Here is a 13,540-nt window from a genome sequence, read left to right on the forward strand (position 1 = left end):
TAAGAGCTTAGCAATATTTTAGGAAAATCTACGCTTTGATTTTATTCAGAAAACCGCATACACTCCAAAAATAATAATAATAACATAAAGGTAACTTTCCCTTGAAACGGCATGCAATCACGGGAAACACTTCGGCAATCGCTGTCTTCTACACAATCGTGGTAGCAGCAGTGATTACGGGTATTATTGGCTTAAGTATTTTTACGTTAAAAGGTAAAAGTCAGCCCTTAACTGAAGTTCTCTCGCCTACAGCAGCTTTTGTTTCCCTCGCTATCGGGCTCTCCCTCTTTGGGGCTGTGCGTGGCCTTCCCATATTGCGTTTTTTCTTTGGTATGTTGGTTTTTCTGGCTGCAACCTATTCTTCGATAAATAGCTCAATCTGGGCAAGTGCTCTGGATTCAATTAGCGGCCCGGAAACTAGTTTACGCTGGCCTGTTAGTTTATTTTTTATTCTCATTGGTGTGTGTTTAGTTTTTGGAATCTCCCCAACTAAACGCCGAGTGCTTTGGCGGATTGGCGGCTACAGCACTATGCTGGCTGGCCTAATTTATAGCTTAATGTGTTGGCATTCCGATTGGTTTATGTGGTTTGGCCCACACCCAATGGTGGTAAGCATTAGTGTCTTTTTCTTATTTTTGTTCGGCGTTGCACTGTTAATTGGTTCCTATCAGGATTCTGAGAAAGAACTTATGCCGAAATGGCGAGCAATGACAATGATGCTGGCCAGTGTAACTGTGGTTTGCAGCACCTGGTTTATTCTATCGTCAGCTGAAGTAAAACGAGTAGAAAGCCAAATTTTAACAACAATGGAATTGGCTCAAGAGAACCGTGAGCGCGTATTAACCAATAACGTAAACCTGATGCAACGTTTAGCTGCGCGCTGGGAGCATATTGCCCAAGGAGATTTAACTGCTTTAATCGAATTAGATATTGCCAACTATTTAAACGATATGCAGCAAATTACATCAATTATGTTGGTTGATGCTGATAATGAAATTCTTTTTGAAAACACCAAGGAAAATGCCAGCAGTTATTGGATATTAGGAACACCAGATGTTGCTCGTTACTTCCAACGGACACATGGGGCTTCTGGTGTACTCGTTCCGCTACAGAGTATTCGCAGCGAAGGGAACCCCGTTGTCTTGATGCGCCTGCCTATCTATCGTAATAGTGGCAATGAACAAAGTGAACTGTTTGGGTATGTAATAGCACTATTCGATTTTGCTGCGTTAATTAACCCTGCCAAAGGCGATCTCGACGAGATTTTACATACGTATGCCAATATTAATAATCAGTATTTATTGCGTGGCGAAGGGAATTCTACCCACGTTATCGATTTACAACGGCAGCAGCCAGTATCGCTCTATCAACATTCCTTAGATATGGAAATTCCATTAGGTGGCCTGGTTGGCTTGGTTGGTTTTTACTCGGGGGTTGAAGATTTAAGGGCTTTAGCAAATCTCTATACTATTGTGATTGCTAGTGGTCTGCTGTTATCAGCATTACTGGTTATCAGTATGGAAGCGAGCCAAATTTTACGTTCGCAACGTGGGCAATTAAGAATACAAGCCACGCATGACAGCCTAACTGGGCTAGTTAACAGGGCGGTGCTAGAAAAGCATTTACAAGAATGGTGCGAGCACACGGTTCGAACAGGTAATGGCATTGCGGTAGCATTTATCGACCTTGATGGGTTTAAGCCTGTAAATGATAGCTTGGGGCTTTTAGTAGGCGATAAACTATTACAAGAAACCGCCCGTAGGTTGCAAAATTGTATGCGCAATGATGCAATTGTTGGCCGTTTTGGCGGCGATGAATTTATTGTGCTGATACCTAAACTACGCGCAGATCATCCGGTAACTGATTTAATAAACGATATTCTCAGCAGTATTTCTCAGCCGTATCATATTGATCAATATCGCCTGTATTTAACCGCAAGTATTGGCATTACTACCACTTTGCAAAGCCCGCCGGATCCCAAGCAGTTAATTCAGCATGCTGATATGGCGATGTATCAAGCGAAGCGGCAGGGAAGAAATCACTACCAGTTCTATTCAAGCGAAATTAGTGAGCGTTTTCATTCTTCCGTAACTCTACGTAACGAGTTACAGCATGTGCTCGAACAAGGCGCATTAAAACTCCACTACCAACCGATTATTCGTTGCGGTGATCGGAAAATAGTAGGTTGTGAGGCGCTTCTAAGGTGGCAAAAAGAAGATGGTAGTTTCGTATCTCCGGCTGATTTTATTCCTCTTGCAGAAGATACTGGGCAGATTATCCCGATTAGTGCGTGGGTACTTCAACAAGCGTGTGAAGATGGTTTGAAATTTCGTGAATTGGGCGATTTCTCAGTGGCAGTTAACTTATCTGCAGTGCAATTTAATCGCGCCAACTTTATCGAATCATTAACTCATACATTGAACCTTTCTGGTTTTCCTGCAAGTAAACTGCACTTAGAACTTACCGAAAGTGTATTAATGGAAGATTCAGCACGTGCTATCAAACTTTTGGAATCATTACGGAAACGGAACTTTAGTATTTCTATTGATGATTTTGGTACCGGCTTTTCGAGCTTGTCATATTTAAAAATGTTACCAATTGATACACTGAAAATTGACCAAACCTTTATCAAGGATGTATTAAGTGGCGAGCATGATGCGGCTATAACGAGAACGATTATCGGCATGGCGCAGCAATTGCATCTAACGGTAACAGCTGAAGGTGTTGAAACACTTGAGCAAGCTGAATTCGTAGAGCAGGCTGGTTGCCACTATATGCAAGGCTTCTACTTTGCTAGGCCAATGTCTATCGAAGAACTTCTTGAACTGGTAGAAAAACAAGAACCACTATAATTAAGTGGATTGCATATAAAAAAGGCGCTGGCTTCATGTACTGAAACCAGCGCCTATCTATTATGTGCTAGGGCTTAGATATGCTCAGCATGCGGCAACTCATGTTCAGGAATACCTTCTTCTTGATCGATGAGGTAGAACTGCATCCAACGCATTAAGCGTAATGCATAATCCATTTGCGAAGCTGAACGGCTATTACCATGGCCTTCACCCGGATAAAGCACCAAGCGTACCGGTACGTTACCGTGTACTTTCAAGTAACGATAAAGCTCCATTGATTGGCTTGGGTGAACACGGGTATCATCAGCACCGTGCATAATTAGAATCGGTGTTCGGCCTTGCTCAGCCCAGTAAATTGGGCTGCGCTCTAAATACCACTGCCATTTATCCCAAGGATAGCTGCGCGCATGTACCAAGTGCATTTCATTAGGAATATCGGTAGTGCCGAATTTCGATAAATTATTTGAAATACCCACAAACATTACACTTGCTGCAAAATGCTCGGTTTGTTTCGTAGCGCCCCAGGCAGAAGCATAACCACCATAAGAGCCACCGGTAATGCCAACACGTTCGGCATCAGCAAATCCAATCTCAACTAAATGTTCTTTAGCAGCAACGATATCGTCGAATTCTTTACCGGCGTAATCGTTTTGCCCTAATTTGCTGAACTCAACGCCACGGCCAGTGCTACCGCGGTAATTCGGGAAGAAAGTAGCAAAACCTTGCTGTGCGGCGAACCAGGTTGGGCTTGAGTATCTATCGTTCCAACCATTGCGAACGTGAGCCTCTGGGCCACCATGAATAGACATGATAACGGGCACTCGTTGGCCTTCTTGATAATCATGCGGATACACCAAGATACCTTGTAAATCAACGTTATCACTGGTGGTATGATTGATAACTTCTTGGCGTGGTTGGCGAACTTCTGCTAGCCAAGGGTTGGAATCAGTTAATCGGCTAAGCTCGCCAGCTCTGAAGCTAAACACTTCTGGTGGGTGCGCAGGGCTGTGGCCAATCAGTGTAAGTTGGCTATTGGCGCTAATATCGGCAATGCGGCTAAACACGCCTTCACCCTGGTTAATCAAAGTGCGGGTATTATCAGAAGAAACGTTAGTTACGCGCACTTCGGTTTCTACATTAATATCGGCAAGCCAAACTAATTCGTTGTTGCTCTGCCAAACCATATCTTGAATATGGCCAGCGAACCCAGGGAATAAATCACGTACCGAACCAGTTTCTAAATCAGCATGAAACAGGCGCCCGGTTGCAGGATCGTGTTGATCCTCACCACCGATAAACGCAAGTTGCGAACCATCAGCAGAGAACGCTGCGCGGCCTAATTTACCGTTGGTATCGAAGCGTACAATTTCTTCACCACTAGTACTGAAGATTGCATATTTGCTAAGCATTAAATCATCGTCAACCATGGTGGTTGGCGCAACACGTACCAGCAATTGCTCGTGGCCAGGGCGAAATTGAATAGAATGAACGTGCTCATCCAAGGCTAAAACGCTTGCTTCTTTGGTTTCACTTTCAGTATCTAAAAGCCAAATTTGCGTTTTCAGGTTTTGCTCTTCATATACTTGCGCACGAAAGCCTTTTTTCGCCAATTCAGTTGCTTTTTCTGGCCCTTTTTCACGCGCGGTAAACGCAATCCAGCGGCCGTCAGTGCTTTGGCTAAAGCTGCCAATTGCGGTTTCATGTTGGAAGAACCGAGTTGATTCACCGCCAGTTAAAGGCACGTGGTAAAGGCTGGTATGCTTATCATCGCCGCGGGTGGCAAGATAGAAAATACCTTTATCATCGGCACTAAACGTTATTTGGCCAATGCGTACATCGCCAGTAATAAAAGGAATGATATTGCCTTCGGCGTTACGAACAAATAACTCGCTGTAAGCGGTGCCATCGTCTTCTTGATAAGGTGTACGCGCGCGAAAACGGGTAAAGGCAGTATAGTTACCATCACTGGAACTTATTGCTTGTGTTACTCGCTGTATTGTTATGGTTTCTTCGAGGGTGATATCTCGTTGTTGCGCATAGGCATTGCCCATTAACAATAATATGATAACACCGAAGCAGACTGACAGTCGGCTCATAGGGTTTCTCCTTGGTTAGCGCAGATTTCGGCCTCTTCAGGGCGGTTATTAGCTTCTGCATTAGTAGTGCTGCCAAAGTTGGCAGCGTGGTAATAATCGAAAGGAAGTTTATCAGGGCTGGTGAATTTAAGCACCTTTAGGAGCGCTTTCGGCTCTTTTTTTCACCGCACCGGCTTCGCCTTTTGTAGCATTAAAGCTGGTTTGTAAAGCGGTTGCTCCACGGGCAATCATACGCAGTTCGAGAATGGTATCTTCAATTAACGCAGCTTTATCGCTTGCAGGCAAATCGAGGGCATCTGCGCCAATGCTGAACATCACGCGAACCATAGCATCGGCTTGTAATCTTGCTAAATCTTCATGAAGCCGCCGTTCGTTGTGCAAATAATCAGCGAGCTCAGATTTAAAATGATGAATTTCCCGTGCAATAGCTAAGCGAAACTCTTTTGATGTGCCACTATGTTCTTGCAATAACAACCTAAACACACTTCGATTGTTACTGATGAAATCCATAAAAATATCTACCGAAATGCGAATAACCGAACCGCCATCGGCTAAGCGTTGTCGGCCTTGACGCAATAGCTGGCGGAGGGTGAGCCCACCCTCATCAACTAACGTGAGGCCGAGCTCATCCATATTTTGAAAGTGGCGATAAAATGAGGTAGGTGCAATATTTGCTTCGCGGGCAACTTCACGCAGGCTTAAGCTGGAAAATGCGGTTTGCGGGCTAAGTTGGCTGAGCGCTGCATTAATGAGCGCTCGCCGAGTTTTTTCTTTTTGCTTTGCCCGAATGCCGGTCATATGGCGTTGTCCAAGAGTTACGATGTTGAAAGGTAATTTATCAGTGAACAGCTGTTAGATCAATTTTTGCAAAGGCACTTGATTAATTCCTCCATAAAAGATAAATTCAGCGAACAGTTGTTCGCTAAAAAGTTGTATAAATATGAAAAAACCCCCAATTCTCTGGCTAAACGCCAGCCTTTTTACCATCACATTCCTTGTTGCCGCTGTAGGCACGCCGCTTTATCTTTTTTATCAAGGATTTAGTTGGGGTTTGTTTGCCGCTTTCGCAATTTTGGCAGTATATGCGGGTATTTCCATTACCGCTGGCTATCACCGCTTGTGGTCTCACCGCGCTTGGGATGGCCACTGGAGTGTGCGTTTGTTATTCGCCCTAGGTGGAGCATTAGCACTTCAAAATAGTATTTTACATTGGTCATCTGATCATCGTGAGCATCATAAGCATGTTGATCATCGTGATAACGACCCATATTCGATTTCCCGAGGGTTCTGGTTTGCCCATATTGGTTGGATGCTGCGCGAGTACCACGAACATCGGTATACCGATTATTCGAATGTGAAAGATCTGCAAAAAGATAAAATAGTAATGTGGCAACACAAATACTACTTACCGTTAATGCTATTTATGAATATTGGCGTGCCTTTACTCATTGGCCTGGCCCTCGGGCAAGTATGGGGAGCATTGTTAATAGCCGGATTTTTGCGTTTGGTAGTTGGCCACCACACTACATTTTTCATCAATTCTCTTGCGCATGTGTGGGGGAAACAAACGTTCACTGATAAGAACTCAGCGCGGGATAACGGCTGGATTGCATTGCTCACTTATGGTGAGGGATATCATAACTTTCACCATATTTTTTCAGGTGATTACCGTAATGGCATTCGGTGGTATCACTTTGATCCGAGCAAGTGGTTAATTCGCGCGTTTTCTTGGGTTGGTTTGGCGAAAAATCTCAAAAAGGCAAACCCGTATCAAATTGAGAAAGCCCGTTTAGAAATGAAAATTAAGCGCGTGGTAGCTAAAAAGCCATGGCTAGCTGAGCGTTTACAAGAAGAATACGAAGTGATTTTGGGCGAAATGCAAGCTTACTATCAAACTCAAAAGCAGTGGCTTACTCGGCGTAAACAAATACAGCGCCAGTTGAAAGCTTAGGTGCGGATGTAAAAAACTAGAAAGGTGCGCTATCAGCGCACCTTTTTTTATGCTTTTAAAATCCAAGCCCAAATTGGCACGGTAACTAAACCGATAAGAATGCCGTAGCCAACAAGCGAGGCAACAAAACGAGGCTTTAGCCCAGCGCTAATGGCAACGGCACCAGCAGTAATCATAAATGGCATAGACGCCTCGAGAACGGTTACTTGAGCGGCTAAATCATTCAGATTGAAGAGGCGGATAATGGCGAATGCTACTGCTGGCAATATTAGTAACTTGATTACCATAGCAATTGAAAAGGGCAGCAAATCGCTGCGTGGTATACGAAATTGTAGCTGAAAGCCTACAGCGATCATTACTACCGGAACGAGCGTAGCCGCAAGATTACTGATTAACGTTTCTAACACACCGGGGTAGGTTTCCATGCCAAATAACAGGGCTACGACTAATGCAATAACCGGCGGGAAGGTTAATAGCCTTTTAGCCATGCTAGCTTTACTCAAACGTTCATCCGAACCATCTTCACGTTTGCCGTAGAGTGCAGCGAAAAAGGTGGCAAAAAACGCAAGGCCAATAAACGAACCTACTTGGTCATAAATAACAGCGTAAGGGAGGCCCGCAGTACCGAAAAAGGTTTCCACCATGGGAAAGCCTAGAAATGATGTGTTTCCTAGTGGTACAACGATAAGAAGCGCGCCAGTAAGCTCCCTCGACCACTTAAAAACTTTAGCACTTAGTAACACTAACCCTATCGAAATTGGAAATAACACCCACGGCATAATTGCGGGTGTTAATATTGCCCGGGTGATATCGAGGTGTGGTAGGTGAAGCAGAATCATGGCTGGTACAGCCACGTTAATTACATATTGGTTAAGTACTTGGCCGGTATTTACCGGCATTAAATGGGTACGTTTGAGCACGAGGCCAATAGCAAGATAAGCCAGAATTAAAAGCATCGCACTCATACCAAATGTTCCTTGAAAAAAGCTGAGCCAGCATTAAAAAACATTATGTGTTTTAGCTTAACGTTTTGTGGCTTTTGCAAACGCATCGGCAAATGCGCTGTTTATTGGAGCGTTTTTGCTAGAAGCGTTAGATCCTGAAGCTTTAGAACCAGCGCCTTTATCTGTTGAGCTCCCGCGTTGAGGCGCAGATTTATTTTTCTGCGGCTTTCCTGAGCTGTTAGGTTTTGCTGATGTAGCTGTTTCTGTAGAAACTGGATCCTGCAGCCGCATGCTCAAGGCAATTCGTTTACGATCGGCATCCACTTCCATTACTTTTACTTTTACCACATCACCGGCTTTTACAATTTCATGCGGGTCATTGATAAACTTATCGGAAATGGCAGAAATATGCACCAACCCATCTTGGTGAACGCCCACATCAACGAATGCACCGAAATTGGTAACGTTGGTTACGACGCCTTCGAGGGTCATACCAATTTTTAGATCTTTAATGGTTTCAACGCCATCTTTAAATTCTGCTGTTTTAAATTCTGGGCGTGGATCTCGGCCAGGTTTCTCTAGTTCGCGAATAATATCCATTACGGTAGGCACACCAAAATGGGTATCGGTGTAATCTTGCGCGTTTAAGCTCTTCAAGAAACCAGCATCGCCAATGATATCGGCGATATTCCGCTGGTTGTTTGCTGCGATTCGTTCGGCAATAGGGTAGGCTTCGGGATGCACGGCAGAGCCATCAAGAGGGTTCTTTCCGGCCATTACCCGAAGGAAGCCCGCGGCTTGTTCAAAGCTCTTAGGCCCCATGCGTGGCACCGAGAGTAGATCTTTGCGGCTGCCGAAGGTACCGGTTTGCTCACGGTAGTTCACAATATTTTGTGCTAGGTTACGGTTTAAACCGGCTACTCTCGCTAAGAGTGGCACCGATGCTGTATTTACATCCACCCCAACCGCGTTTACACAATCTTCCACTACGCCATCAAGGCTAACCGCTAATTGCGATTGGCTTACATCATGTTGGTACTGGCCTACGCCAATTGCTTTTGGTTCTATTTTCACAAGTTCAGCGAGCGGATCTTGCAGGCGGCGCGCAATAGAAACAGCGCCGCGATAGGAAACATCAAGATCAGGGAACTCTAAAGACGCCAGCTCAGATGCTGAATAAACTGAAGCGCCCGATTCATTCACCATTACTTTGGTAAGTGTTAGTTCTGGATTAGCAGCCATTAATTCAGCCACTAACTTATCTGTTTCACGAGAAGCGGTTCCGTTACCAATAGCAACGAGCTCTACTTTATGTTGTTTACACAAAGCGGCTAGGGTGCGTATTGATTTATCCCACTGATTTTGTGGTGCGTGTGGGAATATAGTAGAGCTGCCTAAAAGCTTGCCGGTACCATCAACTACGGTTGCTTTCACACCGGTGCGCAGCCCAGGATCAAGGCCCAGCGTTGGCCGCAATCCAGCCGGTGCTGACATTAATAAATCTTTCAAATTGCGGGCAAACACATCAATTGCAGCGGCTTCCGCCATTTCTCGAAGTTGACCAAGTAAATCGGTTTCCATGCGCGGTAGTATTTTTACCCGCCATGTCCACTGTATAGTTTGTTTGCGCCATAAACCTGCGGCACTATCGGAAGTATCGAATTTGAAATGGTTAGCAATTATCGATTCATATTGGCTACTACGCACAGATTCATCTTGGTTTGGGTCTGCGTTCAATTTTACTTGTAAAACGCTTTCGTTCCGACCTCGAAGCAAAGCTAATGCCCGGTGCGAAGGGATTTTGTGTAATGGTTCTTGATACTCGAAGTAATCACGGAACTTCGCGCCTTCTTTTTCTTTACCTGCCACCATGGTTGATTCGATATTTGCTTCTCGCCAAAGCTTGCTACGAATTGATTTAAGTAATTGCGCATCTTCCGCGAAACGTTCCATGAGAATGAAACGCGCACCTTCCAATACCGTTTTTTCATCGGCGAACCCAGCATCGGAATTAAGGAAAGCGCTAGCCAACTTTTCCGGGTCTTGCTCGGTGGTAATTAGGTTATCAGCTAGGGGTTCGAGGCCAGCTTCAATTGCAATTTGGCCTTTGGTGCGGCGTTTGGGCTTGAATGGTAGGTATAGGTCTTCGAGTTCTGTTTTACTTAAGCATTGATGAATAGCCTGCGCTAATTCAGGGCTAAGCTTATCTTGGTCGGCGATACTCTTAGTGATAACCTGGCGGCGCTCATCAAGCTCACGCAAATAGGTAAGGCGTTGAGCTAAACTACGGAGTTGAATATCGTCTAAACCGCCAGTGGCCTCTTTGCGGTAGCGTGCAATAAATGGAACGGTGGACCCATCATCAAGCAACCCAATGGTTGCGGTAACTTGGCTTTCACGAACACTGAGTTCTTCGGCGATCACTTTGGCAATATTCAAACGAGCAGCAGACATTCAATTTCTTCCGTTTCTGCGAAAAATAATACCGTTGATATTACCACGGGGGCCCGCTCGGGAGAACTATCTCAGTGCTTGATTGCCCTTCTCAGCAAACTTATTTCAGAAACTCTGCTTACATAGTTAAATATTCACCAAAACTCAGCTCTTGTTTTGTTTTTCTGCCTCAATGCGTAAATAAATTTCTTCGCGATGAACAGCAACATTATTCGGTGCATCGATACCAATTTTCACTTGGTTACCATTAACAGCTAATACTGTTACTTTGATATCATCATTAATCATGAGCGTTTCGCCAACACGGCGGGTGAGAATTAGCATTTACAATTATCCTTAGCGCAGAGGGAAAGACCTATCTTTAGGCTCTTATTCTATAATTATTTGAGTTTAAGCCACGTTTCAAATTTGACCTTGGGTAATGTAACTATGACTTTTAATCAGCATGATGTTTATTTGTCAAAGATCATACACTACTGTTATAAAGTATCGTACCAGAAATGCTATTTACGCGACAATAGGCGTCGCGTAAAGGATGAGTAATATGCATACTAATCTTATAACCAGTGCGGGTTATACCAAGCTTGAACGCGAGCTCGATAATTTGTGGCGCACTGAGCGCCCCGAAGTAACGAAAAAGGTTGCTTGGGCTGCGAGTTTAGGCGACCGCTCGGAAAATGCCGATTACAACAAATAACCCTTAATAAGCTACTATTTATTATAAGCCATTGTTATATTTAAATAAAATAATAGTATGCACACTATTATTAATACTATTTTTCTTTTCATACAGATTACACTGCTAATCATCAAATACGCCGTCTGAATTAAGCCATCTAGCAACAATTTCCTCGGTTGAGAGTCTACTAAAATTATAGTGGTCATCTAAGTAGAGGTGGCTGAACAAAGCTTCAAAATCCTGTATTTCAGTTTCAGGAAAAATCTTAGTGAGTTTCAAAGGGAGTTTGAGGTTCTCAATGTAAGCTATGTAATCCGATACAGCTTTAGTAAAAAAATTCATTTTTGCGAAGCGGTTCGCGTTTCCAGTGTGAATGTATACAACGACGTCTTTAGCTTTAGCTGCAAAGGTGAAGTAAGCTTTGTCTGGGGGATACTTCTTTGCCAAGTGATCAAGCAATGCCCTTAAAGCAGGAGTATCACTGATCTGTATTTGGAATGAAGCCCTAATGCTTTTAAGTGATTGATACAACTTTAAAAACTGAACATTCTGAATGGCTCGGGATATATCCTTAATATCTTCTACAGTCGCCTGAGTGCTAATTAATTTATTATGGAAAAGGTTGGTGAGAGCTGAGGCTTTGAGCCTTTTATTGCCGATAAAAGGATTCAGGTATAACCCCTGCGGCAATTCCGCGGTTCTTCGGAGTAGATCTCTCTCAACGTCAGAAGCTGCATGGTCTCTATTCATGGACAGACAAACGCGCGCAGTCATTACATCTCTAGGGGTTTCAAAATAAACTAATGCATTTATTTTTAAGAGTGATTCAACGATTCGTATATCTACCGCCTCAGTACCAGTAATAGAAATACCATGCGGATAGTCAGCAATAAAAGTACTTCTTTCTTCCAGCCTTGAGGCTAAAATTACAAGACACAATGCCTGAATGTAGGACAATGAATCTAAGTAATCAGTTTCAGAGAAAATGCCCTCTATATATCTATCAATTACATCTCGTGCCGAAGCTATACTTGTTTGAATTGCTTTTTCCCAGCGACTTTTCGAGCAACTTTCACAGCTTTGAGGCCTATTCCCCTGAAGGCGCATAATGAATTCGGTACGATTTGTGATCGCCACTGCTTTGTAGCACGTTGGGCAGAAAAAGTTTTTATGGTAGTACATAAAATTAGGTTGTTTCACAAAATGTGAGTAGTCCCTAGCACCCTTGGATTTACTCTCATTAAGGCGAGACGTCCCAAGCTTGAAGCTGGGAAATGCTGATTTGTCGAACTCCCAATACTTGTGCAAAATTTCTCGTTCAGCATCACTCATTTCTTTCGTATAACAAATCATAGACGAAATCATCTGACCACCTTCACGGTTCATTTTCTGAGACGATAATTCATTACATGGTTTTGACCGCTTTCATCTTGACTAAGCTCTCGTCCAAGACACATCCGTAACGTGAGCTTGCAGATTTAATAATAGTCGTAAGTGTCTTTTCTTGCATACTTGCGTGGCCTGAATGATAAGGAATGAAATTTATCCAAACCTTTTGTAGTGAGCCGTCACGATTGACTCATCATTGGCATATAATTGAAACGGGTAATGACAGGTTCCGATTCAAAGAACCGACCAAAAAATCAAAGGAGAAAAAGGCTAGAAAATAGACCGAGGTTATGGTTATACACGACTGATTGGGTGAAGCATTTTTACCGACAAATTAACACAAGTGCCATCGAATACATTTGATTAGTTTCGAAGTTCAAGTCGTTTTTCCCACGCAAGAGCTCACTAACTTCTTAACTTTCTCATTGAAAATAAGCTGTTATTTCAGGGGAACATCACATCTGGTACATCTTTGATTCTAGAGGGTTTGTGTATTCAATAACATCTTCCTTTTCATAAACCTCAAATCCTTCTTGTCTCATTTTTTTCGTTAGCACTAAGATGTTTTTATCCGATGCCCATTGAATCTGATTCGGGAAATCCACTGGCCTATAGACAAGCAAGCACCCTAGTCTTTTGGGCAGAGGGAATTTTGCAAAGTTTATTCTATCGCAGCTCTGAATGATTAATATGCCAACTTCTATCTCGGGAAGTCTTTTCCCCGAAAACATTGGACAGTTTATAACTTGCAGAGATTTGATTTCCGAAGGTAAACATTCCCCAATGAAATTTGGGCAGTCTTTGACAACCAAAGCTAGTGGCGTCTGAAAATGCCAATCGGGAAGGATTTCTATTAACCCAAATATTTCTTCACAGTAAACCATAGCTGCAGTACCAGGAAACTTATTCTCGGTCATCCACCTGCAGTTGAATTTTTTAGAATAGCGCTTTAAATCAAGTAGACCATTTACAATATCAGAAATACCTACCTTAGGTACGTCAAAGGCTTGACTATCTGTTGGCATCTTTTCTTTCAAGAAATCAAGCATTTCGAGTTCCTCCTTGTAGATTTCAGTGAAATATCGAACATGTTCGGCTGTCAGCGAAAAACTGAAATCTCATTGAAAGTATGATGTTATTTAAGGGTAAAGGTCAAAATTCTTCTCAGTCGCGCA

General features: G+C 43.3%; 9 protein-coding genes and 1 pseudogene. 3 read left to right on the top strand and 7 right to left on the bottom strand.

Features of this window, described 5'->3' with window-relative positions:
- Nucleotides 1-101 precede the first annotated feature (101 nt).
- Complete coding sequence (locus A28LD_RS12045; RefSeq protein ID WP_007420975.1) at nt 102-2,852, top strand: putative bifunctional diguanylate cyclase/phosphodiesterase; 2,751 nt, start codon at nt 102-104, stop codon at nt 2,850-2,852.
- Nucleotides 2,853-2,926: 74 nt separating this feature from the next.
- Here the strand turns inward: A28LD_RS12045 and A28LD_RS10050 are convergent, their stop codons facing one another.
- Both A28LD_RS10050 and fabR read right to left on the bottom strand, forming a co-directional pair.
- On the bottom strand, nt 2,927-4,948 hold the full coding sequence (locus A28LD_RS10050) for an alpha/beta hydrolase family protein (protein WP_007420976.1): 2,022 nt from the start codon (nt 4,946-4,948) through the stop codon (nt 2,927-2,929).
- Between the two features lie 126 nt (nt 4,949-5,074).
- Complete coding sequence (gene fabR / locus A28LD_RS10055; protein WP_007420977.1) at nt 5,075-5,746, bottom strand: HTH-type transcriptional repressor FabR; 672 nt, start codon at nt 5,744-5,746, stop codon at nt 5,075-5,077.
- A gap of 142 nt (nt 5,747-5,888) precedes the next feature.
- On the opposite strand from fabR, the gene A28LD_RS10060 reads away from it, so the two are divergent.
- Nucleotides 5,889-6,899, top strand: coding sequence for an acyl-CoA desaturase (locus A28LD_RS10060; protein ID WP_007420978.1), 1,011 nt, complete (start codon nt 5,889-5,891; stop codon nt 6,897-6,899).
- A gap of 47 nt (nt 6,900-6,946) precedes the next feature.
- Here A28LD_RS10060 and A28LD_RS10065 read toward each other — a convergent pair whose 3' ends face one another.
- From A28LD_RS10065 to csrA, 3 genes are all read right to left on the bottom strand, one after another.
- On the bottom strand, nt 6,947-7,864 hold the full coding sequence (locus A28LD_RS10065) for an AEC family transporter (protein WP_007420979.1): 918 nt from the start codon (nt 7,862-7,864) through the stop codon (nt 6,947-6,949).
- Between the two features lie 57 nt (nt 7,865-7,921).
- Nucleotides 7,922-10,297, bottom strand: coding sequence for a Tex family protein (locus A28LD_RS10070; RefSeq protein WP_007420980.1), 2,376 nt, complete (start codon nt 10,295-10,297; stop codon nt 7,922-7,924).
- A gap of 144 nt (nt 10,298-10,441) precedes the next feature.
- Entirely contained in the window at nt 10,442-10,621 is a 180-nt protein-coding gene (csrA, locus tag A28LD_RS10075; RefSeq protein WP_007420981.1) for a carbon storage regulator CsrA, read from the bottom strand.
- Between the two features lie 220 nt (nt 10,622-10,841).
- Here csrA and A28LD_RS12175 point away from each other — a divergent pair.
- A pseudogene (locus tag A28LD_RS12175) lies at nt 10,842-10,985 on the top strand (transcription elongation factor GreAB); the annotation flags it as partial.
- A gap of 114 nt (nt 10,986-11,099) precedes the next feature.
- On the opposite strand, the gene A28LD_RS10080 reads toward A28LD_RS12175, so the two are convergent.
- Nucleotides 11,100-12,341, bottom strand: coding sequence for a hypothetical protein (locus tag A28LD_RS10080; RefSeq protein WP_007420983.1), 1,242 nt, complete (start codon nt 12,339-12,341; stop codon nt 11,100-11,102).
- A gap of 479 nt (nt 12,342-12,820) precedes the next feature.
- Nucleotides 12,821-13,414, bottom strand: coding sequence for a hypothetical protein (locus A28LD_RS10085; protein WP_007420984.1), 594 nt, complete (start codon nt 13,412-13,414; stop codon nt 12,821-12,823).
- Nucleotides 13,415-13,540 lie beyond the last annotated feature (126 nt).

This window comes from Idiomarina sp. A28L (assembly GCF_000218785.1).
Taxonomy (GTDB): Bacteria; Pseudomonadota; Gammaproteobacteria; order Enterobacterales; family Alteromonadaceae; genus Aliidiomarina.